Genomic DNA, 23,878 nt, shown 5'->3' with positions numbered 1-23,878 from the left:
CTCTCAAGCTCCCTTCGCGGCCTCGAACAGCTCCGCCCGCGGGTCCTCGCCCGCGGTCGCCTCGCGATACGCCTCCAGTGCGTCACGAGCCTTCCCCGACAGGTCCTCCGGAACACTCACCTCGACGGTGACCAGAAGGTCGCCGCGGGTGCCGTCCTTGCGGACCGCGCCCTTGCCGCGGGCCCGCATGGTCCTGCCGTTCGGAGTGCCCGGGGGCAGCTTCAGGGTGACCGGCGGGCCGCCGAGGGTCGGCACCCGCACCTCGCCGCCGAGAGCGGCCTCGGCGAAGGTGACCGGGACGGTCACCGTGAGGTTGTCGCCCTTGCGGCCGAACACCGGGTGCTCGCCCACGTGCACGGTGACGTACAGATCGCCCGCCGGACCGCCCCGCTCGCCGGGGGCGCCCTTGCCGCGCAGCCGGATCCGCTGGCCGTCGGTGACGCCCGCCGGGATGCGGACCTGCATGGTGCGCGAGGACTTGGCGCGCCCGCTGCCCTTGCAGTCCGGGCAGGGGTTCTCCGCGATCAGGCCGCGGCCCTTGCAGTCGGGGCAGGGGTCGGTGAGCGAGAAGCCGCCGCCCGAGCCCCGGGCGATCTGGCCGGTGCCGACGCAGGTCGGGCACACCCTGGGCGTGCCGTTCTTGTCGCCGGTGCCGGAACATGCCTTGCAGGGCTGCTGGGAGGTCATCCGCAGCGGCACCGTGGCCCCCTCGATCGCCTCGGTGAAGCTGAGGGTGACCTCGGTGTCGACGTCCTGGCCCCGGCGCGGCTGGGTACGGGTCGCCCCGCCCGCGCCGCCCCGGTTGAACAGACCGCCGAAGACGTCTCCGAGTCCGCCGCCGAAGCCCCCGCCCTGGGCATTGCCGCCGCCTCCGAAGAGGTCGCCCAGGTCGAAGTTGAAGTTGCCGCCGCCGGCGCCCGGCCCGGGGCGGAAGCCGCCGTTGCCGAACAGGGCGCGCGCCTCGTCGTACTCCTTGCGCTTCTTGGGGTCGCCGAGGATGTCGTTCGCCTCGGAGATCTCCTTGAAGCGCTCCTCGGCCTTGGCGTTGCCCTTGTTGGCGTCCGGGTGGAACTCGCGCGCGAGCTTGCGGTACGCCTTCTTGATCTCGGCCTCGGTGGCGTCCTTGGGGACGCCGAGGACCTTGTAGAAGTCCTTCTCGATGAAGTCCTTGGTGCTCATCCCCGACGTCCCTCCTTTCCGTCCGCTGTGATGACGTCAGCCCTCGTCCGGGCCACCGCTCTCCTTGTCGTCGGCCGCCTCGGACTTCTCCTCGGCACCCTCGGCCTTGCCCGCCTTGTCAGCCTTCGCGGCCTGCGCGCCCGGCTGCGGCTCGGCCACGGCCACCCGCGCGGGGCGGATGGTGCGCTCGCCGATGCGATACCCGGGCTGCAGGATCGCCACGCAGGTCGTCTCGGTGACGTCCGGCGCGTAGCTGTGCATCAGGGCCTCGTGGATGGTCGGGTCGAAGGGCTCGCCCTCCTTGCCGAACTGCTGGAGGCCCAGCTTGGCCGCGACGGTCTCCGTCGACTCGGCCACCGACTTGAAGCCGCCGACCAGTTCGCCGTGCTCCCGCGCGCGGCCGATGTCGTCGAGCACGGGCAGCAGCTCGGTCAGGAGGTTCGCGACGGCGATCTCCTTGACCGTGACCCGGTCCCGCTCGACCCGGCGGCGGTAGTTCTGGTACTCGGCCTGGAGCCGCTGGAGGTCCGCCGTGCGCTCGTTCAGCGCCGTGCGTACCTGGTCCAGCTGGGCGACCAGACCGGCGTCCGCGTTCGCGTCCCCGGCCGGGGCCGCCCCCTCCTTGGGGGCGGCCTTCGGCTCGGCGTCGTCAGGGGTGGCGCCGGAGGGGACGTCGGGCTTCTCGTCAAAGCCCGGGGTCTCCTCCGTCACGCGGCACCGTCCTTGCGCTCGTCGTCCACGATCTCGGCGTCCACGACGTCGTCGTCGGCCTTGGCCTGGCCGGCACCGGCGTCACCGGCACCCGCGGCCTGCGCGTCGGCGTACATGGCCTGGCCGAGCTTCTGCGAGACGGCCGCGACCTTCTCGGTGGCGGTGCGGATCTCGGCGGTGTCCTCGCCCTTGAGCTTCTCCTTCAGCTCGGCGATGGCGGACTCCACCTCGGTCTTGACCTCGCCCGGGACCTTGTCCTCGTTGTCCTTGAGGAACTTCTCGGTCTGGTAGACGAGCTGCTCGCCCTGGTTGCGGGTCTCGGCGGCCTCGCGGCGCTTGTGGTCCTCCTCCGCGTAGCGCTCGGCCTCCTCGCGCATGCGGTCGACCTCGTCCTTCGGGAGGGAAGAGCCGCCGGTGACGGTCATCTTCTGCTCCTTGCCGGTGCCGAGGTCCTTCGCCGTGACGTGCATGATGCCGTTGGCGTCGATGTCGAAGGAGACCTCGATCTGCGGGACGCCGCGGGGCGCCGGGGGCAGACCGGTCAGCTCGAACATGCCGAGCTTCTTGTTGTAGGCCGCGATCTCGCGCTCGCCCTGGTAGACCTGGATCTGCACGGACGGCTGGTTGTCCTCGGCCGTGGTGAAGATCTCGGAGCGCTTGGTCGGGATCGTGGTGTTGCGCTCGATCAGCTTGGTCATGATGCCGCCCTTGGTCTCGATACCGAGGGACAGCGGGGTGACGTCGAGCAGCAGGACGTCCTTGACCTCGCCCTTGAGGACACCGGCCTGGAGCGAGGCGCCGATGGCGACGACCTCGTCCGGGTTGACGCCCTTGTTGGCCTCCTTGCCGCCGGTCAGGCCCTTGACGAGCTCGGCCACGGCGGGCATACGGGTGGAGCCACCGACGAGGACGACGTGGTCGATCTCGTTGATGGAGATGCCGGCGTCCTTGATGACGTTGTGGAACGGCGTCTTGCAGCGCTCCAGCAGGTCGGCCGTCAGCTGCTGGAACTGGGCGCGGGTGAGCTTCTCGTCCAGGTGCAGCGGGCCCTCGGCGGACGCCGTGATGTAGGGCAGGTTGATCGAGGTCTCGGTGGAGGAGGACAGCTCGATCTTGGCCTTCTCGGCGGCCTCGCGGAGGCGCTGGAGGGCCATCTTGTCCTTGGACAGGTCCACGCCGTGACCCGACTGGAACTGCTTGACCAGGTAGTCGACGACGCGCTGGTCCCAGTCGTCGCCACCGAGGTGGTTGTCACCGTTGGTGGCCTTCACCTCGACGACGCCGTCGCCGATCTCCAGCAGGGACACGTCGAAGGTGCCGCCACCGAGGTCGAAGACGAGGATCGTCTGGTCGTCCTTGTCGAGGCCGTAGGCCAGCGCGGCGGCCGTCGGCTCGTTGACGATGCGCAGGACGTTCAGGCCCGCGATCTCGCCGGCCTCCTTGGTGGCCTGGCGCTCGGAGTCGTTGAAGTACGCCGGGACGGTGATGACCGCGTCGGTCACCTTCTCGCCCAGGTAGGCCTCGGCGTCCCGCTTCAGCTTCTGCAGGATGAAGGCGGAGATCTGCTGGGGGTTGAAGTCCTTCCCGTCCAGCTGGATCTTCCAGTCGGTGCCCATGTGGCGCTTCACGGACCGGATGGTCCGGTCCACGTTGGTGACGGCCTGCCGCTTGGCTACCTCACCGACGAGCACCTCACCGTTCTTCGCGAAGGCGACGACGGACGGCGTGGTCCGGGCACCCTCGGCGTTGGTGATGACGGTGGGCTCGCCGCCCTCCAGAACGCTGACGACGGAGTTAGTCGTGCCCAGGTCGATGCCGACCGCACGTGCCATGGTTGATTCCTCCAGCTGACTTGAGTGGAACGGACTCAAGTGTGCACGACTGGGCCGCTGGGGTCAACAGACCTGAGTCAGACAGACTCAAGACTTATCCGTTCCTTACACGCAACCGCTCGCTGACCTGCGAAGACGCCAGGCGCCGAGGCCGTTGCACCGGGATCCGGACCGGCGCTCTCAGCAACATGAGCACCACGACCGCCGCTCCTCCCCCCACCCACAGCACGGTTTCCTCCCCCGCCCACCCGGTGTGCACGAGCACCCCGGCGAGCACCGCGGCGAAGGTGCCCACCCCGAGCAGCACCACGGCCCCCGGCTGGGTGAGCCCGAACCGCCGCAGCCGGTGCACCAGGTGGTCCGGGCCGCGGCGCAGCAGCGGGCGGCGCCCGAGCAGCCGCACGAGGACCACCAGGGCGGCGTCCGCGAGGGCGACGGCGCCGAGGCAGCACAGCACCGCCGCGCTCGGTCCGATCGCGTACCCCGCACGCGTGAAGACGACCGAGGAGGACAGCAGGAATCCGGTGAAGAGCGAGCCGCAGGCGCCGAGCCCGACCCGCGCGGGATGCCAGTTGTGCATCAGGAAGCCGGTGAGGGCGGCGGCGAAGACGCTGAGCAGGACGGCGAGCCCGTCCATCACCTCGACGGCGGCACAGACGCCGGCACCGAAGGCGGTGACCACCCCGACGGTCCCGGCCAGCCCGTCCGCGTGGTCGAGCCCCCTGAAGGCGAGCGAGACGACGACGATGCCGGCCACGGCGAGCACGCCCCCGGCCACGCCCGTCTCGTCGTACGGCACCACACAGGCCGCCGCCACCGCCGTACCGGTGGCGATCACGCGGCCGCGCAGCCGCCAGACGTCGGCGACCAGGCCGAGCACAGCGACCCCGACGGCGGCCAGGAGCAGTCCGCCGACCCCGTCCCCGAGTGGGGCGACCCGGGTCCATTCACCCGTCCAGGCGACCAACGAGGTGACGGTGACGACGGCCAGACCGCCGAGCAGCGGAAGGGGACGCTGTCGGCGCCGGTCGACGACTCCGGCCCGCAGGGCGGGCAGCCGGAGCACCGCCGCGAGGACGGCGGTGAGCAGCAGGGCGGCGGAGGCCGCGGCGATCCCGTAGAGCACGGCTCTAAGGTAGGGGTGAAAGTAGCAATTCGGGATGAATAACACGATCGGATTGCCCTGGAGGTGATCAGCACGCCACCATGGGCGACCCCTCAGCGACCCATATCACCCCGCGCTCCCCTGCAACGCGGCGGAAGATAGGGGTAGTCTCAGAGGACTGCATAAGTTACCGCTTAGTAATGTCGCTCGGTCAATTCGAGGCCGCCCTCAGGAGCCCCAATGCAACTCGCCGCGATCATCGTGTCGCTGGTCCTGATCGTGGTCGGCGTGGCACTGTTCGGCCGCGCCCTCCTCCAGATCTACAACTTCATGCGCCTCGGCCAGCCCGTTCCGGCCGGGACCAGGACCAACGACCCCGCACAGCGCACCGTCACCGTGGCCAAGGAGTTCCTCGGCCACACCCGGATGAACCGCTGGGGCATCGTCGGTGTGGCGCACTGGTTCGTGGCGGTGGGCTTCTTCTCCCTGCTGCTGACGATCGTCAACGCGATCGGACAGCTCTTCAAGGCGGACTGGATCCTGCCGGTCATCGGCGACTGGGCGCCGTACAACGTCTTCGTCGAGTTCCTCGGCACCATGACCACGATCGGCATCCTGGTGCTGATCGTGATCCGCCAGCTCAGCAAGCCGAACAAGCCGGGTCGCAAGTCCCGCTTCGCCGGCTCCAACTTCGGCCAGGCGTACTTCGTCGAGGCCGTCATCCTCATCGTCGGCGTCTGCATCTTCATGCTGCACGCCCTGGAGGGCGCCCAGCACCACGTCGACGGCTACGAGGCCTCCTTCTTCGTCTCGTACCCGGTCGTCGCCGGGCTGAAGGGCCTCAGCGTCGGCACGCTCCAGAACCTCACCTACTTCTTCGCCGGCCTGAAGATCGCGACCTCCTTCATCTGGATGATCACGGTCGCCCTGAAGACCGACATGGGCGTGGCCTGGCACCGCTTCCTCGCCTTCCCGAACATCTGGTTCAAGCGCAACGCCGACGGCGGGACCTCGCTCGGCGCGCTGCTGCCGATGACGTCCGGCGGCGAGCCGATCGACTTCACCGACCCCGGCGAGGACGACGTCTTCGGCGTCTCCCAGGTCGAGCAGTTCTCCTGGAAGGGCCTGCTGGACTTCTCCACCTGCACCGAGTGCGGCCGCTGCCAGTCGCAGTGCCCCGCGTGGAACACCGGCAAGCCGCTGTCCCCGAAGCTGCTGATCATGTCGCTGCGGGACAACGCGCACGCCAAGGCGCCGTATCTGCTGGCCGGTGGCGGCAAGACGATGGAGGGCGAGGAGAAGGCCTCCGAGGAGCAGCTCGCCGGGGTGCCGGCCGCCGCGCTGGCCGAGGCCGAGCGCCCGCTGATCGGCACCGCCGAGGAGAACGGCGTCATCGACCCGGACGTGCTGTGGTCCTGCACCACCTGCGGCGCCTGTGTCGAGCAGTGCCCGGTGGACATCGAGCACGTCGACCACATCGTGGACATGCGCCGCTACCAGGTCATGATCGAGTCGGCCTTCCCGTCCGAGGCGGGCACGATGCTCAAGAACCTGGAGAAGAAGGGCAACCCCTGGGGCCTGGCCAAGAAGCAGCGCCTGGAGTGGACCAAGGAGGTCGACTTCGAGGTCCCGGTCGTCGGCAAGGACATCGAGGACCTCACCGAGGTCGAGTACCTGTACTGGGTCGGCTGCGCGGGCGCGCTGGAAGACCGCGCCAAGAAGACGACGAAGGCCTTCGCCGAACTCCTCCACATCGCGGGCGTCAAGTTCGCGATCATGGGCGGCGACGAGAAGTGCACCGGTGACTCCGCCCGCCGCCTGGGCAACGAGCCCCTGTTCCAGGAGCTCGGCATGGAGAACGTGATGGCCCTGAACTCGGCGTTCGGCGAGGAGCTGGACGACGACGGCAAGGTCACCGCGGAGTCGAGGAAGCCGAAGTCGGCGAAGAAGATCGTCGCCACCTGCCCGCACTGCCTCAACACGATCGGCAACGAGTACCCGCAGCTCGGCGGCGACTACGAGGTCATCCACCACACCCAGCTCCTCCAGCACCTGGTGGACGAGGGCAAGCTGGTCCCGGTCACGCCGGTCGAGGGCATCATCACCTACCACGACCCGTGCTACCTGGGCCGCCACAACAAGATCTACACGCCCCCGCGCGAGATCATCGGCAAGGTCCCGGGCCTGCGCAACGAGGAGATGCACCGCCACAAGGAGCGCGGCTTCTGCTGCGGCGCCGGCGGCGCCCGGATGTGGATGGAAGAGCGCATCGGCAAGCGCATCAACAACGAGCGCGTGGACGAGGCCCTCTCCCTCAACCCGGACATCGTCTCCACCGCCTGCCCCTTCTGCCTCGTCATGCTGACCGACTCGGTCAACGGCAAGAAGAACGACGGCAAGGCCAAGGAGTCCATCCAGGTCGTCGACGTCGCCCAGCTCCTGCTGGACTCGGTGAAGACCCCGGTGGACCCGGCGGGCGAGTCCGCCGCCGAGAGCGAGCCGGAGCCGGAACCGGTCAAGTAACGCCGGCCCCGGTCCGCGCGAGTCCCACGACGCCCCCTGCTTCGCACAGGCAGGGGGCGTCGTCGCGTCCGCGCCGCGGGGGCGGCCGTACGGCGTCCCCGGGCAGCGACGGACCTCGCGGGCCCCTGGGGGACCCCCGCGGCCCGGCGCCCGGCGTCACGCGCCCTTCGGGCCCGCCTGCTGCACCACGTCGAAGGACCACAGGGTGGAGCCGGAGGCGGCCGGCCGGGGGCGCTCGCCCTCGGCGCCGCCGCCCTGGTGGGCCGACTTCATCGGGCCCTCCATCCACGCCTGGAAGGAGGCATCGTCACGCCAGCGGGTGTAGACGAGGTACTGGTCGGTGCCCTCGACCGGGCGCAGCAGCTCGAACCACTCGAAGCCGTCGGAGTTCTCCACCGCGTGGGCCCGCGAGGCGAACCGCTTCTCCAGGACCTCCCGCTGCTCGGCGGGCACGGTCAGCACATTGATCTTCACTACGCTCATGGCTCCATCCTGCGCCACCCGCCCGGCTCCCGCCGCAGGGGCACCCCGGTAACTCGCCGGGGACATCACACACTTACCGGAATTCACCGAACTCCCGTACAACCCTCGCGCCCCCGCGTGCGTCTCCTGATCGCCGACCGCCCGGTGAACCCCGGGGCAACGCACACCGAACCCCGGACGGACCCGGACGGTCCGCACCCATCGACTCGACCGCGGATGCCGCCCCGGCATCCGCCGCGTGCCGCAGGAGAAGCCATGCACCTGCACCGAAGACTCGCTCTCGCGACGGCCACCGCGGCCGCGCTGACGGGCGGTCTGCTCACCTTCACCGCCGCCCCCGCCACGGCCGCCGACTCCACCCGGGTCGCCCACGCCGACTTCAACGGCGACGGCATCGGCGACCTCGCCACCTCCGCCGCCACCGCCTACGTCAGCGGCCACAAGAACGCCGGCACGGTCGTCGTCCTGTACGGCTCGAAGACCGGTGTCTCCGCCGCCAAGCGCACCGTGCTCACCCAGAACACCCCCGGCGTCCCCGGCACCGCCGAGGACGGCGACGAGTTCGGCGGCATCCTGGCGTACGCCGACTTCAACCACGACGGCTACGACGACCTCGCGGTCGGCTCGCCCCAGGAGAAGGTCGGCAACGATGTCGACGGCGGCGCCCTCGCCATCCTGTGGGGCTCCAAGAACGGCCTGACCGGCAAGGGCGTCGACATCCCCGACCCGGCCCCCGCCTCCCACGACTTCTGGGGCGAGAACGTGGCCGCCGGCGACTTCGACGGCGACGGCAAGGCCGACCTGGCCGTCGGCAACAGCAGCAGCACCATCTACCTCTACCGGGGCGGCTTCACCACCGCCGGCACCCCCGGCAGCCGTACGACCGTGAAACCGCCGATCCAGTCGGGCACCGGCGGCTACGCCTACGGGCCGCTGCACCTGACCGCCGGCGACGTCAACGGCGACGGCCGCACCGACCTGGTGGTCGACGGCTACGAGACGAACACCGACTACGGCTGGAACACCAACTACTGGCTGCCCGGCACCCCGAGCGGCCTGGACGCCTCCGCCGCCAGGGCCCTCAAGTCGGGCGTCGTCACCGGCATCGGCGACATCAACGGCGACGGCTACGGCGACATCGTCAGCGGCGCCGACTGGGACGCGAAGGACAGCGACGGCACCACCGTCCCGGACGCGCACGACGGCGGCAGGGTGAGCGTCACCTACGGGTCCGCCTCCGGGCCCGCCGCCACCACCGACATCACCCAGGACACCGGCAGCGTCCCCGGTGCCTCCGAGAAGGGCGACAACTTCGGCTGGGAGCTGGACCTCGGCGACGTCAACGGCGACGGCTACCAGGACCTCGTCGTCAGCGCCCCGATGGAGGACCTCGGCGGCGTCACCGACGCCGGCATGGTCACCGTCCTGTACGGCTCCGCCTCCGGCGTGAACACCGCCTCCGGCATCCAGTCCTTCGCCCAGAGCACCGCGGACGTCCCGGGCGACGACGAGAAGAGCGACCTGTTCGGCACCGACGTCAAGCTGGACGACGTCACCGGCGACGGCAAGGCCGACCTGATGGTGGGCTCGTTCGAGAACAACGGCGCCGGCGCGGTCACCTACCTGCCCTCCGACGGCACGCGGATCACCACGACCGGCTCCCGCGTGGTGTCGGCCGGGTCGGTCTGGGTGCTCCCGATCGGCATCCCGCAGTTCGGCTCGGTCTTCGCGGACTGAGCGGGCTCAAACCCCGACGCGCCCCTGGTGAAACGGCTGACGGGCCCTTAGGGGATGTCACAGGTCGGCAGCAATGCCGGGTCCGGAGCGCCGGGCCCGGCACGTCGCCCTCCGGGACCGGGTACGTTCGATGACGTGGCTGGATTCAGGATCGGACACGGGGGCCGGGACGACCGCACCCCCCAGGGACAGCAGGTACCGCAGGGGCCGTCGGGCGCCCGCCCCGGACCGTCGGGCGGGCGGCGCGGCCCGTCGCCGTACGGGCGGCAGGCGCCCCAGGCGCCCGGACAGGGCGCGGGACGCCCGTCGTACGGCTACCCGTCGACGCCGCAGCCGCCGTACCCGCAGCAGTCGTACCCGCAGCCGCCCTACCCGCAGCAGGGCCGGCCGTACGGCCACCAGGGCCCGGTGGACGACGGCCCGGAGTACTTCGACGACGGCTACGCGGGCCACGCGCACGGCGCGCCGGACCCGTACGCGGCGAACAACCCGGGTCACACCCAGGCCTTCTCCATCGACGAGGCCACCGGCTACACCCAGGGCGCGACGTACCAGGCCGGCTCCGCCGCCGCGCCCGCCCCGCCGGTGGGCCCGCCGCTGCACTGGAAGGAGCTGCTGCGGGGGATCGTCCTCTCCCCCGGCGAGACCTTCCTGCGCATGCGGGACTACACGATGTGGGCCCCGGCCCTGATCGTGACCTTCCTCTACGGCCTGCTCGCCGTCTTCGGCTTCGACAACGCCCGCCAGGACGTCATCGGCGCCACGCTGGCCAACGCGGTGCCGATCGTGCTGATCACCGCGGTCGTGATGGTGCTCGGCCTGTTCGTGCTCGGCGTCGTCACCCACACCCTGGCCCGCCAGCTCGGCGGCGACGGCGCCTGGCAGCCCACGGTGGGCCTTTCCATGCTGATCACGGCCCTCACGGACGCGCCCCGCCTGGTCTTCGCCATGTTCTTCGGCGGCGACGCCGGCTTCGTCCAGATACTCGGCTGGGCCACCTGGCTCGCCGCGGGCGCCCTGCTCACCATGATGGTGTCCCGCTCCCACGACCTGCCGTGGCCGAGGGCGCTGGGCGCGTCGGCGATCCAGCTGATCGCACTGCTGTCGATCGTGAAGCTCGGCACGTTCTGACGCGGGACGTACGACAACGGGAAGGGCCCCCGGCGGTATCGCGCCGGGGGCCCTTCGCATGTCCGCTGTCGTCAGACGGTTGCTGTCAGGCGTCGAGCACCTGGTCGTCCCGCTTCACGACGGGCGGCAGCACGCTCCACGGGAAGTTGATCCAGTCGTCGGTGCGCTTCCAGACGTACTCGCACTTGACCAGGGAGTGGGACTTCTCATAGATCACCGCGGAGCGCACCTCGGCGACGGTGTCGAGGCAGAAGTCGCGGACCAGCTTCAGCGTCTTGCCGGTGTCGGCGACGTCGTCGGTGATCAGGACCTTCTTGTCGGAGAAGTCGATCGCGTTGGGGACGGGCGCGAGCATGACCGGCATCTCCAGGGTCGTCCCCACGCCCGTGTAGAACTCCACGTTCACCAGGTGGATGTTCTTGCAGTCGAGGGCGTAGGCGAGACCGCCGGCGACGAACACGCCGCCCCGGGCGATGCTGAGCACTATGTCCGGCTCGTACCCGTCGTCCGCGATGGTCTGCGCCAGCTCGCGGACGGCGCCGCCGAACGCCTCGTAGCTCAGGTTCTCCCGCACGTCACTCATGTTCTGGATGCCCTCACACCTGGGTCCGATGGAAATTGAGATAGGACCGCGAGGCGGTCGGCCCACGCTGGCCCTGGTACCGCGAGCCGTAGCGCTCGCTGCCGTACGGGAACTCCGCCGGCGAGGACAGCCGGAACAGGCACAACTGGCCGATCTTCATCCCCGGCCAGAGCTTGATGGGCAGGGTGGCGAGATTGGACAGCTCAAGGGTGACATGCCCACTGAACCCGGGGTCGATGAACCCGGCGGTGGAGTGGGTGACCAGGCCGAGCCTGCCGAGCGAGCTCTTGCCTTCGAGCCGCGAGGCGAGGTCGTCGGGCAGCGAGATGACCTCGTACGTCGACGCGAGGACGAACTCGCCGGGGTGCAGGATGAACGGCTCGTCCCCGTCCGGCTCCACGAGCCGCGTCAGGTCGGTCTGCTCGACGGAGGGGTCGATGTGCGGGTACCGGTGGTTCTCGAACACCCGGAAGTAGCGGTCCAGCCGAACATCGACGCTCGAGGGCTGCACCATGGATTCGTCAAAGGGATCGATCCGTACCCGCCCGGCGTCGATCTCGGCCCGGATGTCCTTGTCTGAGAGAAGCACGTAGCGAGGATACGCAAGGCGCGCGGAGCCATGACAATCGTGACGACTCCGCGCGCCGAGTGCGACAACGCGACTACCAGGCGTCGCGTTCCCCTGCTTCTCCTCCGGCCGCTACCCCTGCTTCTCCAGGGCGACCGGTACGACGCTGCGGAGCCGGGCGCATCGAGGGCACCGCATGAGCCGACCAGGGCCGAGCCGCTCGGCCTGCTGCATCGGGAACGAAGCGGTGCTGAAGACGTGCCCATCGGCACAGCGGACGACGGTGCGTTCCATCAAGTCCCTTAAGTCCCTTCCCCAAGAGCCTCGTCGGGCTGACCAACCCGACGACAAAAGCCACATTACGGGATCAAAGAGACGACTCTCCAGGCGGCACTCCGGCCCCACCCGGCCCCTCTCCCACACCCCCACCGTACGCCCCAACTCCCGCGCCCCGCAGCCGGATCCCGGCGTTGAAACCCACTCAGGCCCCCGGGCGGTGAACACCGGGGGTCCGCGATGCGGTACAGTGATCGAGCGTCGGGCACGGACCCTCCGGGGAGCGTCGTCCGTACTTACGCGGGTGTAGTTTAATGGTAGAACATCAGCTTCCCAAGCTGAGAGCGCGAGTTCGATTCTCGTCACCCGCTCCAAAGAGAAACCCCAGGTCGGCGGCCTGGGGTTTGTTTGTTGTCTAGACCAATTTGGGGCGACGCGCCCTCCGCGTGCCCTGAGCCGACGCCAAGCTGTACGGCAGCGACCCCGCGGGCCCGCGAGTCGCCCGGATCGCACCCTGCCGGCGCTGATGTCCGCGGGGGCGTGGTCAATTTTCTCGCCGGTTCCGGCGAGGCAGCCTCGCAAGCCTTCACGGGCGAGGGCCAGGACGAATTCTCCGCCGTGAACGGGATCCCCTCGGATATGGCCCAGGGGACCCGATCCTCTCCGGCATGGCGCTTTCTTACGCGGAATGCCGCACGGCCCCGCCTCGCCGTGGCCGGGGTCTGATACAGGGCGAGGGCGCGCAGGGCGGCCCCCGTCCTGTATCAGGAGGCTCATTCACGTCAGTGCGTCTTCGGCATGCCGAAGCGGAATGCCGCGAAGTCGTCCGGGTACTCGCGCGCCTTGCGGGTGTTGAGCCACAGGCGCAGCAGATCACGGCGGCGGCCCGGCTGGTCCTCGAACGCCGTACGGCCGTGCACCACAAGGTTGTTGTTCAGCAACTGGATGTCGCCCGGCTGGAGCTTCATCGAGATCTGGTGCTCGTCCATGGCACCGATCTCCTGGAAGAGCCGGAGGGCGTACCGCTCGATGTCACTGAGCGGAATCCCGGACCGCGCGGTGGCCGACTCGATGTACTGCGCCATGTAGAAGCGGCAGCTGAGCTGCTCGTTGAAGTAGCCGTACACGGCGTTGCGGTAGTACGGCACCTCGTCGGTCGCCTCTTCGGCCCGTCGGTCGTAGACGAAGCCGCGGTAGTAGATGCCGAGTAGCTCACGATGGTGGGCGAGCAGGTAGTTGTAGATCGTCATGGAGCTGGCCAGCGTGCTGACCCCGCCGTGTCCCGCGTTGCGCAGGCACAGCAGGCCCACGATGTCGGCGCTGTCGGTGTGGAAAGGCAGCGCGGAACGGGTCCGGTAGGCGCGGGTCACGGTGTTCGGGTCGTCGAGGTCGCCCTCCGAGTGGTCCTTGACATGGGCCATCAGATCGCCGGCCGCATTCTGTGACACCGGTACGCCGAGGTGAAGCCCGATGCCCCAGTAGATCACCTTGGCATCCTCCACCGACCACTTGTCGACCGGAAGACCGCGCACCACACTGAATCCGCGGCCGAACTCCAGTTCGTCCACGATCGATTCGAGCCGCCTGCTGAAAGTGGGCAGTGGAAAGTCGTCCGCGGAGAGTTTCGCGAGCGGCTCTCCGCACTCCTTCGCGGTACCCAAGGCGCTCTCCAGTTCAGCGATTTCCCGCTCACCGAGGACCTCCGTCCAGGAGCTCGAATCGGTAAAGTCGCTCGCCTGCCAGACTCCAGGTCCGGTGACCGGTTCGGTGCGTATGAAGTGGTTGGAATGCGGGGGCAAAAGATCTCTCCGATCTCGTAATGCGGCGGTTCACGCCGACTGCGCAACTTCCCGCGCGACCGTACGGTTTGAACGCAGGTCGATGATGGTGGTAACCGGCCCGAACGTCAAAGCTACAGAAGGGTGTTGATGCTCCATCAGGGCAGCGGGTAGGGTGCCGATGTCCTACCTCAGGCGTGTACAGACCGGCCCCCCGACCAGCAATTCCCGAGCTGTAGCGACGTTGTCTCACAATCTTGGTTTCACCACGAAGACGCGATGCGTGAACTCGCCCTGGCCCTGCCGCGGGTCGGCACCGGCCCATCACGGAGAGACAGTGATCATGCCCCCCCGACGGATTCCTGCCCTCACCCTCAGCGCCGCCCTGGTCACGGTCACGCTGGCGGGCTGCGGATCGGGTGCCGACCGGCACTCCACCGACGCTCTCACCGTCGGGCTGGTGGCCGAGCCCGCGACGCTGGACTTCTCCACCACGGATGGCGCGGCGATCCCGCAGGCGCTGCTGGGCAACGTGTACGAGGGCCTGGTCCGGATCGATCAGCAGGGCCGGATACAGCCTGGGCTGGCGAAGAGCTACGACCGCAGCGCCGACGGTCGCACCTACACCTTCCACCTGCGCAACAACGTGAAGTTCACCAACGGGAAGGCCTTCACGGCGGACGACGCCGTCTTCTCCATCAATCGCGTCCGGACGGTCTGGAAGCTGAAGATCGCCCAGCAGATGGACGACGTGCGCAGCGCGACGAAGGTGGACGCCGACACCGTCAAGGTCACGCTGAAGCGCCCCAGCAACAACTGGCTGTACTCGATGACCACGCGCATCGGCGCGATGTACAGCCGAGACGGGGTGTCGGACCTGAAGGAACACCCGGTGGGTACCGGGCCCTTCGAGGTAAAGAGCTGGCAGCGCGGCGACAGCCTGGTCCTCAAGCGCAACGCCGGTTACTGGGGCGCCAGGCCCGCGCTGGACACGGTGACCCTGAAGTACTTCAAGGACTCCGGGGCCCTGAACAACGCGATGCTCGCCGGGGACATCAACGTCCTGGGCGCCGTGCAGGCCCCCGAGACGCTGTCGCTGTTCAAGGACAAGAGCCGATTCCAGGTCATCGACGGATCCTCGACCGCGGAAGTCGTACTGTCGATGAACAACTCCCGCAAGCCCTTCCAGGACAAGCGGGTCCGCCAGGCCGTGCGGTACGCCATCGACCACGAGGCGCTGCTGAAGACCACCCGCGCCGGCCGCGGCACGCTGATCGGCTCCCAGGAGTCCCCGAGCGACCCCTGGTACGCGGGCGCGTCCAACCGCTACCCGTACGACCCGGCGAAGGCCAAGCGGCTGCTGAAGGAGGCCGGGGCGGAGGGCACCAGCATCCGGATGCGGATTCCCAACCTGCCCTACGCCGTCAGCGCGGCCCAGGTCGTCCAGGACCAGCTGGCTCAGGTAGGTCTCAAGGTGCGGATCGAACCCCTGGAGTTCCCGGCCCGCTGGCTGTCGGAGGTCTTCGACAAGGCCGACTACGACATGTCGATCATCGCCCATGCCGAACCCCGCGACCAGTGGATCTTCGCCGACCCGCACTACTACTTCCGCTACGACAACCCCGCCTACGCCCGGCTGCTCCAGGAGGCCGACGCCGGCTCGCCGCAGGAGGCTTCCGCGGACTACCGTCAGGCGCTGAAGCTGCTGTCCCAGGACGCGGCCGCCGACTGGCTCTACCTCATGCCGAACCTGATGGTGGCGGACAAGAGCCTGCGGGGCCTGCCGGTCAACCAGGTCGGCGAGGGACTGGAGTTCGCGGGCGTGCGGTGGTCCGGGAAGTGAGCCACCGCGTCCGCAGCGCCGACGGTTGCGGTGCCGTATGAGCCACGTCGTGCGCAGGACCGCGACCCTGCTCGTCAGCGTGGTGGTGGCCAGCTTCGTGGTCTTCGCCTTCCTCGCCGTACTGCCAGGCAACGCGGCGGAGGTCGCGCTGGGCACCAACGCCACTCCCGCGGCCGTGGCCAGGCTGAGCCGGGAGTTCGGCACGGACCGGCCGTTGCTGGTGCAGTACGCCGACTGGGCCCAGGGCCTCCTGCACGGTGACTTCGGCACCTCGTACGTGACGCACGAGGCGATCGGCCCGCGGATCGCGGATCGCTTCGCGGTGACGGCCTGGCTCGTAGCGGGCGGCATGCTGGTGGCCCTGCTGCTCGCGCTGCCCGCGGGTGCGCTCGCGGCCGCCTGGCACCGCACCGGACGCGGGTCCCTGCTGTCAGGCCTCAGCCAGGTCGGTATCGCCGTCCCCGCCTTCCTCGCGGGCATCCTGCTCGTCTACGCCTTCGCGGTACGCGCCGGCGCCCTGCCGGCCGGAGGGTACACACCGCTCGCCGAGGATCCCCAGGACTGGGCCCGGCATCTGGTGCTGCCCTGGTTGTCGCTCGGCTTGGTCCAGGGCGCGGTGCTCACCCGCTACGTACGCTCCGCCCTGCTGTCCGTGCAGCGTCAGGACTTCATGCGCACCGCACGCGCCAAGGGGGTGCGCCGGTGGGCCGCGCTGTGCCGGCACGGACTGCCCAACGCCGCCATCCCCGTGGTCACCGTCCTGGGCCTGCAACTGTCGAATCTCTTGGTCGGGGCGATCGTCGTCGAGCATGTCTTCGTCATCCCCGGCCTCGGCGATCTGCTGTTGCGCGGTGTGCAAGACCGCGACCTGCTGCTCGTGCAGGGCGTGGTGGTCGTTCTCGTTGTCGCGGTGCTTGTGGTGAATCTGGTGACCGACCTGCTCTATCGCGTGCTCGACCCCCGTCTGCGGAGCCGCTGATGAGATCCCGGGCAACTCTGGTGACCGGCTGCCTGATCGTCGCTCTCGTGCTCGCCGTGGCCGCCGTCTCCATGGTGTGGACTCCGTACGATCCCAACCACGTGGACGCCGCCCGGCAACTCGCCGGCGCGGGCGGTGAACACCTGTTGGGGACGGACCAGTTCGGCCGTGACGTGGCCAGCCGCCTGATGGTGGGTGCCCGCATCACCGTCTTCGCCGGTGTCGTCGCCGTGGGCATCGCGCTGCTGGCCGGGGTACCCATGGGCGTGGTCGCCGGGATGACAGGCGGCTGGCTCAGCACCGTCATCATGCGCGTGAGCGACTTCCTCCTGGCCTTCCCCGCCCTGCTGCTGGCCATCATGCTGGCGGCCGTCTACGGCTCCGGCACGCTGACCGCGATGGTGGCGATCGGGATCGCCTCGGCCCCGGGTTTCGCCCGGGTCAGCAGGGCCGCGACGCTGCGCGTCATGACCGCGGAGTACATCGACGCGGCACGGCTGGCCAAGCGCGGCCGCGTGGCGATCGCCCTGCGGCACGTGCTGCCGAACATCGCGGACATCGTCATCGTGCAGGCGTCCGTGTCGTTCTCCACCGCGATCCTGGCCGAGGCGGCCCTGTCCTACCTCGGGCTCGGCACGACGCCTCCGACCCCCTCCTGGGGACGGATGCTCCAGGAGTCACAGGCTCTGCTCTTCTCCACGCCCCAGCTCTCCCTGTGGCCTGGGCTCGCTGTCGCGGCCACCGTGCTGGGGCTCAACCTCCTCGGCGACGGTCTGCGTGACCGCGTGGACCCTGCTCTCGAAGGAGTGCGATGAGCCCCGGCGAGCCCCTGCTCGAAGTGACGAACCTGACGGTCGACTCGGGTTCGGCGCAGTTGGTGCGCGGTATCGGCTTCACTGTGGCGCGCGGCGAACGGGTCGGTGTCATCGGCGAATCCGGTTCGGGCAAGTCCCTCACCGCACTGGCCTGCGTGGGGTTGCTCGACGACGGGTTGCGGCCGGGCGGGAGCGTGCGCCTCGCGGGCGTGGAGTTCGACCTGCTGGGCGCCTCCGACCGTCGGCTGTCCGCGATCCGCGGCAAGCGCATCGGCATGGTCTTCCAGGAGCCGATGACCGCCCTCAACCCCGTGCAGAAGGTCGGCTCACAGATCACCGAGGGGATGCGCCTGCACGGCACCCGGCCCACCCGCCGGGTCGCCGACGAAGCGGCCGTGGAACTCCTCGACCGGCTGCGGCTGCCCGCCCCCCGGCAGGTGGCCCGCTCCTTCCCCCACCAGCTCTCCGGCGGCCAGCGCCAGCGCGGCGTCCTCGGTATAGCCCTCTCCAACGACCCCGACCTGCTGATCTGCGACGAGCCGACCACCGCCCTCGATGTGACCGTGCAGAAGGAGATCACCGACCTGATCGTCGGCGATTGCGAGGAGCGGGGCACCGCGGTGCTGTTCATCAGCCACGACCTCGCACTCGTGTCGTCCGTGTGCCACCGCGTCCTGGTCATGTACGGCGGCCGGATCGTGGAGAGCGGGCCTGCCGACCGGGTGCTGTCGGCACCGAAGCACCCCTACACCCGGGCCCTGCTCGCCGCCTGTGATCTGACGCCCGGTTCCCGCGCCCGCGCCATCCCGGGCGTCGTCCCCGCACCGAAGGACCTGCCGGCCGGCTGCGGTTTCAGCAACCGCTGCGCGTACGCTGATGAGCAGTGTGCCGCTCCGCCTGAGCCGACCGGCGAGAAACCGGACGACACGGTCGCCTGCTGGCACCACGACGCACTGCCCTCCTGGCCGTCCGCCGCCGAGTCCCCGGACCGGGACCGTACGGAGCCGGCCCACTGCGGGAAGGCCGCGGACAGCGAACTGCTGCTCTCCACGCAAGGCCTCACCCGGCGCTACCAGGGGCGCCGTACGGGCCTCTTCGGCAAGCGCCCGACCTTCAGCGCCCTCGAACCGATCGATCTCGACCTGCGCGCGGGGCAGCGGGTCGGGGTGGTCGGTGAGTCGGGGGCCGGAAAGTCGACTCTGCTGCGGCTGCTGGCCGGTCTGGACCGCCCGAGCAACGGCGGCGTGCGCTACTTCGGGCGCGCCGACGGGCCCAGCGGCGGGGCCGGTTCCAGACTGCAGGTGGTCTTCCAGGACCCCATGGGCTCGCTCGATCCCCGGCTTCGAGTGCGGGAAATCATCGCCGAGCCCCTGCCCGCCCGCCGCTCCGCGGCCGCGCGGGAGCGGGTGTCCGAACTGCTGATGGCCGTCGGACTTCCCGAAGAGGCCGGCGAGCGCTATCCGCATCAGCTCTCCGGCGGCCAGCGCCAGCGCATCGCCATCGCGCGGGCACTGGCTCCGGAGCCCGCCGTCCTGCTCGCCGACGAACCCGTCAGCGCGCTGGACGTCTCGGTACGCGCCGAAGTCCTCGACTTGCTGCGCACGGCCACGACCGAGCGAGAAATGGCACTGTGTGTCATCTCGCACGACCTCGGTGTCATCCGCTATCTGTGCGACACGGTGCTGGTGCTGCGGGACGGCAGGCTGGTCGAGAGCGGCACGGTGGAGTCGGTGTGGGAGGCACCACGGCACCCGTACACGAAGCAGCTCCTCGGCGCCGTACCGAGGATGAGGTACTGAAGACCGGCGGCCCGGCCCCGTCCGCTCAACTGCGGCGTGCCGCGCGGGACATCCAGGCCGCGACCGCCGCGCCCGAGACGTTGTGCCACACGGAGAAGATGGCTGCGGGCAGAGCCGCCGCCGGACTGAAGTGGGCGGTGGCGAGCGAGGCCGCGAGGCCGGAGTTCTGCATGCCGACCTCGAACGCCATGGCCCGGCTCCCCGGCCGGCTGAGGCGCGCCAGCTTCCCGGCGGCGTAACCGAGCAGCAGGCCGAGGCCGTTGTGCAGCACCACTGCGAGGAACACCAGGGCGGCCGCGTCCTTGATGCGAGCGGCGCTGCCCGAGATGACGACGAGCACGATGACGGCAACGGCGGCCGCGGAGAGCCAGGGAAGCAGCCGCAGGACCCGGTCCACGTAACGGCCGACGGCCAGCCGTACGGCCAAGCCGGCGAGGACCGGGACCAGCACCGTCTTGAGGATGTCCACCACCATGGAACCAGCGTCGACCGAGAGGAACTTCCCGGCGAGCAGTAGCGTGAGGGGCGGCGTCACCAGCGGTGCGACCACCGTGGAGACGGTCGCTACCGAGACGGACAGCGCGACGTCTCCCCGGGCCAGGTAGGTGATCACGTTCGACGCCGTACCGCTCGGGGCGCAACCGACGAGGATGACACCGGCCGCCAGCTGAGGGGGCAGATCCAGCAGCGTCGCGACCAGCCAGCCCAGGCCGGGCATGATGACGTAGTGGGCGACCAGGCCCAGCCCCACAGGCCAGGGGCGTCTGGCGATCGCGGTGAAGTCCGGCGGCGTCAGGGTCAGGCCCATGAGGAACATCACCACGCCCAGCATCCACGGCACGGCGGGCGCCCAGCCCGTGAAGTGCGCCGGCCAGAGCAGCCCGATCACACCGGCCGCGACCACCAGAAGGGGGAAGAGGACGACGGCACGTCGTGCCGCCCGGTCGGCGGACGGAACGTCAGCGGGAGGGGAGGGGGCGTCCGGGGTGGTCGGCGTCTCGGGTATCGAAGAGAGCTCATCACCGGAAACGCTCTGGTGCTCGCTAGGCATGACCGGCACCCTAGCCCGTAGCCGAGTCACCGAAACATTTGACGGTCGAGGGGGCGCCGGCAGGACCCGGCCGAGCGGAATCGCGGCAGCCGGCAGGCGGGCGCCGACCGAGACGGGGACCGCGAGGACGCGGCTCGCACAGGACTCCGTTGCCCCTGCCGCTCCCGTGCCTGCCGGTTGCACGCCGCCGGAGGAGGGCGAGTCTCCGGGATCCACCTGACCGACGAATCACCGTCGTCTGGACGTCGCCCAAGGGGATGTGACCTTTGTTGCAGTACAGGAGTCTCAGGCGTGTTCGCCGTCGTGCCATCCGCTGACGACGGTGGCAGCGGCACATCTGCCGTCGAGGGAGGTCACAGGGCTGTGGACGGAAGCGCACGACAGGAAAGCCGCGTCCACGGAGAGTAATATCTGTGCCCACGAAATGAGAAATAGGTGCGAGGTACGGCGAGTATTTTTCGACCGCCCGGCGGAGCGGAATTATCAACCAGGCAAGGCCGACCGCACCGTGCTACTGTCGAACTCAGTTGCAGGTGTGGTTGCCAGAAGGTTTTTCCGACGGCTGATCATCACGGCGACACGGAATGCGCACAGTGTGTATTCCTGTACACCGCCTCCGAAGGAGAAACAACATGGCTACTGGCACTGTGAAGTGGTTCAACGCGGAAAAGGGCTTCGGCTTCATCGAGCAGGACGGCGGCGGCCCCGACGTCTTCGCCCACTACTCGAACATCGCCGCTCAGGGTTTCCGCGAGCTGCTGGAGGGCCAGAAGGTCTCGTTCGACATCGCGCAGGGCCAGAAGGGCCCGACGGCCGAGAACATCGTCACCGCCTGACACACCGGCTCTGACGCATACTTCGCAGCTGGGGCCCGCACCTTGGGGTGCGGGCCCCAGCTCGCTTTATTCCCAGGGCGATTCGGCCCTGTCTTTTCGGCTCGTTCTCGCGATTCTGCGCCGCTCATTCTGCTGCGGAAATTCCTTGATACGTGCCCACATCGAGGAAGGTTCCGCATGAACCGCACACGCACCACTCGCACACGCACCAATCGCACATACGACCGCTTCGGAGGAAGCGCCGCCGCAGGCCGCTCCGGCGTTGCGCACCGCTCCAGTGGTCACGGAAACCGACAGCCCGCGGGGGGCGATTTCGCGCTGCCGAAGACGGTCAGGCCCGCGTTGCCCGCTGTCGAGTCGTTCGCAGGTCTCGCCATGCCGGCACCGTTGCTGGCCACGCTCGGCCGTGAAGGCGTGACCGTACCGTTCCCGATCCAGGCGGCGACCCTGCCGAACTCCCTGGCCGGCCGCGACGTACTCGGCCGCGGCCGCACCGGCTCGGGCAAGACCCTCGCCTTCGGCCTCGCGGTACTGGCCCGTACGGCGGGCCGACGTGCCGAGCCGGGTCGGCCGCTGGCCCTGATTCTCGTCCCGACGCGTGAGCTGGCCCAGCAGGTCACCGACGCGCTCGCTCCCTACGCCCGCTCCGTGCGGCTGCGGCTCGCCACCGTCGTCGGCGGAATGTCCATCGGCAGGCAGGCCGGTGCGCTGCGTGCCGGCGCGGAGGTGGTCGTCGCGACGCCCGGTCGGCTCAAGGACCTCATCGACCGGGGCGACTGCCGGCTCGCCGACGTCGGCATCACGGTGCTCGACGAGGCCGACCAGATGACCGACATGGGCTTCATGCCCCAGGTCACCGCCCTGCTCGACCAGGTGCGCCCCGAGGGCCAGCGGATGCTGTTCTCGGCCACCCTGGACCGCAACGTCGACCGGCTGGTCCGCGGCTACCTGACCGACCCGGTGGTCCACTCCGTCGACCCGTCGGCCGGTGCCGTCACCACGATGGAGCACCACGTACTCCACGTGCACGACGCGGACAAGCACCGCACGACCACCGAGATCGCGGCCCGGGACGGCCGGGTCATCATGTTCCTGGACACCAAGCACGCCGTGGACCGGCTGACCAAGCACCTGCTGGACAGCGGTGTGCGCGCCGCGGCCCTGCACGGTGGCCGGTCCCAGCCGCAGCGCACCCGGACCCTGGCGCAGTTCAAGGACGGTCACGTCACCGTCCTGGTGGCCACCAACGTCGCGGCCCGCGGCATCCACGTCGACAGCCTCGACCTGGTCGTCAACGTGGATCCGCCCACCGACCACAAGGACTACCTGCACCGTGGCGGCCGTACGGCCCGCGCCGGGGAGTCCGGCAGCGTCGTCACCCTGGTGACCCCCGGCCAGCGCCGCGGCATGACCCGGCTGATGGCTTCGGCCGGCATCACCCCGCGCATCACCCCGGTCCGCTCGGGCGAGGCGGAGCTGAGCCGCATCACGGGTGCCCAGGCGCCCTCCGGGGTCCCTGTGGTCATCACCCCGCCTGTCGTGGAACGCACCCGCCGCGCGTCTTCGCCGTCCGGGAACCGCCGGGGCCGCACCGGCCAGGGCCGACCCGCCGGCGCGGGGGTGCGTCGCAGGGCACAGCGGCGGCCCGGCAACGACTCGGCCGCTTAGGCCGGCGCAGTCCCCGGAGCCCCGTCGACCTCCCGGAGCCCCGTCGGCCTCCCGGAGGCCGCCGTGGTCTCCCGGAGGCCGCCGTGGTCTCCCGGGGCCGAAGGCCGCCAAGCCGACCAGCCCTCACCGAAGGAGACACCTTTGACGCCAGCGCGGACGCAGTACCGCAGGCCGGACCCCGCCCCCGTGTCCGTGATCAACTACAGCGAAGGGCACGGACCTCGGGTATGTGACGACATGACCGTCGAGGTGGCTCTGGCCGTCATGGCGAGTGCCCGGGTCGAGTACCTGACCGTGTGCGACGGGGACGACGAGAGCACAGGCTTGGTCACCCGGCTCCGGCTCGCGGTTCTCCGCGACAGTTCCGCGTACACGGACCGGATCCGTCTGCGGGACATCCTCGACGCGCCACTGCCCTCACCCGGCGGCCGCTCGGGCGGCGCCGGTGAGTACGGCCGGATTCCGGGCATACCCGCCCTCGCGTCCTGATCCGTCTCGTCCCGGGCGGCCCGTTCTCCTTCTCCCGCGATTTCTCCCCGCGTCTTCTCCCCTGTGAGGCATCATGCGCTGTGTCATCGCCCGGTACCCGTTCGACCTGACCAGGACCGGGGTTCTGGCCTCGATGAAGGGCATCAGGCCCGAGCTCGTCACGGGGGCGTCCGTGACCATCGGCCGCCGCCGCTACCCCGTCAAGCAGGTGGGCCAGGTCATCACGCGCCAGGACCCCCGTGACTTCACCGCCGGCGAGGTCGTGCGGGCCATGACACGCCTCGGCTTCACCTGCCACGACCGCCCCGAGGGCGCGCCCGAGGGCGCGGGTGGGCCCTCTCTCCTCCACACCGCGGCCGCGCTGCTCGGCGGCACCGGCCCCGTGGCCGTGTGAGGACGGGCGGGAGACCGCCCTCAGGATCCCGGTGGGGGGGGGGCGGCGCCCCCGGGGGGGGGGGCCCCCCCCCCGGGGGGGGGGCGCGCGGGCAGCAC

20 protein-coding genes and 1 tRNA gene are annotated in these 23,878 nt (G+C 69.8%); 12 read left to right on the top strand and 9 right to left on the bottom strand.

Going from position 1 to position 23,878, the window contains the following annotated elements; all coding sequences use genetic code 11:
- Window positions 1-3 precede the first annotated feature (3 nt).
- The 4 genes from dnaJ to AB0927_RS21605 all read right to left on the bottom strand — a co-directional run bounded on the left by dnaJ (window position 4) and on the right by AB0927_RS21605 (window position 4,848).
- Window positions 4-1,179 (bottom strand): molecular chaperone DnaJ, encoded by a 1,176-nt coding sequence (gene dnaJ / locus AB0927_RS21620; RefSeq protein ID WP_366669292.1) that lies wholly within the window; start codon window positions 1,177-1,179, stop codon window positions 4-6.
- A gap of 36 nt (window positions 1,180-1,215) precedes the next feature.
- A complete protein-coding gene (gene grpE, locus AB0927_RS21615; protein WP_366669291.1) occupies window positions 1,216-1,890 on the bottom strand; it encodes a nucleotide exchange factor GrpE in 675 nt (224 codons plus the stop codon).
- Window positions 1,887-3,722: a molecular chaperone DnaK gene (gene dnaK / locus AB0927_RS21610; protein ID WP_366669290.1), complete on the bottom strand. Its 1,836-nt coding sequence runs from the start codon at window positions 3,720-3,722 to the stop codon at window positions 1,887-1,889. Before dnaK ends, grpE begins: the two co-directional genes overlap by 4 nt.
- A 94-nt stretch (window positions 3,723-3,816) precedes the next feature.
- A complete protein-coding gene (locus AB0927_RS21605; protein ID WP_366669289.1) occupies window positions 3,817-4,848 on the bottom strand; it encodes an MraY family glycosyltransferase in 1,032 nt (343 codons plus the stop codon).
- Between the two features lie 219 nt (window positions 4,849-5,067).
- Between AB0927_RS21605 and AB0927_RS21600 the strand changes: the two genes are divergently transcribed.
- Window positions 5,068-7,350 carry a (Fe-S)-binding protein gene (locus tag AB0927_RS21600; protein ID WP_366669288.1) on the top strand — a complete coding sequence of 761 codons (2,283 nt, stop codon included), beginning with the start codon at window positions 5,068-5,070 and terminating at the stop codon, window positions 7,348-7,350.
- Window positions 7,351-7,506: 156 nt separating this feature from the next.
- Here the strand turns inward: AB0927_RS21600 and AB0927_RS21595 are convergent, their stop codons facing one another.
- Window positions 7,507-7,833: an antibiotic biosynthesis monooxygenase gene (locus AB0927_RS21595; protein ID WP_366669287.1), complete on the bottom strand. Its 327-nt coding sequence runs from the start codon at window positions 7,831-7,833 to the stop codon at window positions 7,507-7,509.
- Window positions 7,834-8,088: 255 nt separating this feature from the next.
- On the opposite strand from AB0927_RS21595, the gene AB0927_RS21590 reads away from it, so the two are divergent.
- The gene (locus AB0927_RS21590; protein WP_366669286.1) at window positions 8,089-9,570 is read left to right on the top strand and encodes an FG-GAP and VCBS repeat-containing protein; all 1,482 of its coding nucleotides are present in this window, start codon (window positions 8,089-8,091) and stop codon (window positions 9,568-9,570) included.
- 54 nt (window positions 9,571-9,624) lie between these two features.
- On the top strand, window positions 9,625-10,701 hold the full coding sequence (locus AB0927_RS21585) for a YIP1 family protein (RefSeq protein WP_366669285.1): 1,077 nt from the start codon (window positions 9,625-9,627) through the stop codon (window positions 10,699-10,701).
- An 85-nt stretch (window positions 10,702-10,786) separates the two neighbouring features.
- Here the strand turns inward: AB0927_RS21585 and AB0927_RS21580 are convergent, their stop codons facing one another.
- Both AB0927_RS21580 and dcd read right to left on the bottom strand, forming a co-directional pair.
- Window positions 10,787-11,284 (bottom strand): phosphoribosyltransferase, encoded by a 498-nt coding sequence (locus AB0927_RS21580; RefSeq protein ID WP_366669284.1) that lies wholly within the window; start codon window positions 11,282-11,284, stop codon window positions 10,787-10,789.
- Window positions 11,285-11,297: 13 nt separating this feature from the next.
- Window positions 11,298-11,873 carry a dCTP deaminase gene (dcd, locus tag AB0927_RS21575; RefSeq protein WP_366669283.1) on the bottom strand — a complete coding sequence of 192 codons (576 nt, stop codon included), beginning with the start codon at window positions 11,871-11,873 and terminating at the stop codon, window positions 11,298-11,300.
- 555 nt (window positions 11,874-12,428) lie between these two features.
- On the opposite strand from dcd, the gene AB0927_RS21570 reads away from it, so the two are divergent.
- Window positions 12,429-12,502 (top strand) — tRNA-Gly (locus AB0927_RS21570).
- A gap of 408 nt (window positions 12,503-12,910) precedes the next feature.
- Here AB0927_RS21570 and AB0927_RS21565 read toward each other — a convergent pair.
- A complete protein-coding gene (locus tag AB0927_RS21565) occupies window positions 12,911-13,789 on the bottom strand; it encodes a TauD/TfdA family dioxygenase (RefSeq protein WP_366669282.1) in 879 nt (292 codons plus the stop codon).
- 460 nt (window positions 13,790-14,249) lie between these two features.
- Here AB0927_RS21565 and AB0927_RS21560 point away from each other — a divergent pair, with 460 nt between their 5' ends.
- From AB0927_RS21560 to AB0927_RS21545, 4 genes are read left to right on the top strand one after another with little or no spacing between them, the layout of a single operon-like run.
- Window positions 14,250-15,749, top strand: coding sequence for an ABC transporter substrate-binding protein (locus AB0927_RS21560; protein WP_366669281.1), 1,500 nt, complete (start codon window positions 14,250-14,252; stop codon window positions 15,747-15,749).
- Window positions 15,750-15,786: 37 nt separating this feature from the next.
- Window positions 15,787-16,728 carry an ABC transporter permease gene (locus AB0927_RS21555; protein ID WP_366669280.1) on the top strand — a complete coding sequence of 314 codons (942 nt, stop codon included), beginning with the start codon at window positions 15,787-15,789 and terminating at the stop codon, window positions 16,726-16,728.
- The gene (locus AB0927_RS21550) at window positions 16,728-17,543 is read left to right on the top strand and encodes an ABC transporter permease (RefSeq protein WP_366669279.1); all 816 of its coding nucleotides are present in this window, start codon (window positions 16,728-16,730) and stop codon (window positions 17,541-17,543) included. Before AB0927_RS21555 ends, AB0927_RS21550 begins: the two co-directional genes overlap by 1 nt.
- On the top strand, window positions 17,540-19,342 hold the full coding sequence (locus AB0927_RS21545; protein ID WP_366669278.1) for an ABC transporter ATP-binding protein: 1,803 nt from the start codon (window positions 17,540-17,542) through the stop codon (window positions 19,340-19,342). Before AB0927_RS21550 ends, AB0927_RS21545 begins: the two co-directional genes overlap by 4 nt.
- A 25-nt stretch (window positions 19,343-19,367) precedes the next feature.
- Here AB0927_RS21545 and AB0927_RS21540 read toward each other — a convergent pair whose 3' ends face one another.
- Window positions 19,368-20,393: a bile acid:sodium symporter family protein gene (locus AB0927_RS21540; protein WP_366669277.1), complete on the bottom strand. Its 1,026-nt coding sequence runs from the start codon at window positions 20,391-20,393 to the stop codon at window positions 19,368-19,370.
- A gap of 632 nt (window positions 20,394-21,025) precedes the next feature.
- On the opposite strand from AB0927_RS21540, the gene AB0927_RS21535 reads away from it, so the two are divergent.
- The 4 genes from AB0927_RS21535 (at window position 21,026) to AB0927_RS21520 (ending at window position 23,780) form a co-directional block, all read left to right on the top strand.
- Complete coding sequence (locus AB0927_RS21535) at window positions 21,026-21,229, top strand: cold-shock protein (RefSeq protein ID WP_366669276.1); 204 nt, start codon at window positions 21,026-21,028, stop codon at window positions 21,227-21,229.
- A gap of 177 nt (window positions 21,230-21,406) precedes the next feature.
- Window positions 21,407-22,897 (top strand): DEAD/DEAH box helicase, encoded by a 1,491-nt coding sequence (locus AB0927_RS21530; protein WP_366669275.1) that lies wholly within the window; start codon window positions 21,407-21,409, stop codon window positions 22,895-22,897.
- Between the two features lie 237 nt (window positions 22,898-23,134).
- A complete protein-coding gene (locus tag AB0927_RS21525) occupies window positions 23,135-23,386 on the top strand; it encodes a CBS domain-containing protein (RefSeq protein ID WP_366669274.1) in 252 nt (83 codons plus the stop codon).
- A gap of 73 nt (window positions 23,387-23,459) precedes the next feature.
- Window positions 23,460-23,780 (top strand): SCO5918 family protein, encoded by a 321-nt coding sequence (locus AB0927_RS21520; protein WP_366669273.1) that lies wholly within the window; start codon window positions 23,460-23,462, stop codon window positions 23,778-23,780.
- The last annotated feature ends 98 nt before the right edge of the window (window positions 23,781-23,878 follow it).

The organism is Streptomyces sp. NPDC048106 (assembly GCF_040706415.1).
Classification (GTDB): domain Bacteria; phylum Actinomycetota; class Actinomycetes; order Streptomycetales; family Streptomycetaceae; genus Streptomyces.
This window is presented reverse-complemented; position numbering and strand designations above follow the sequence as displayed.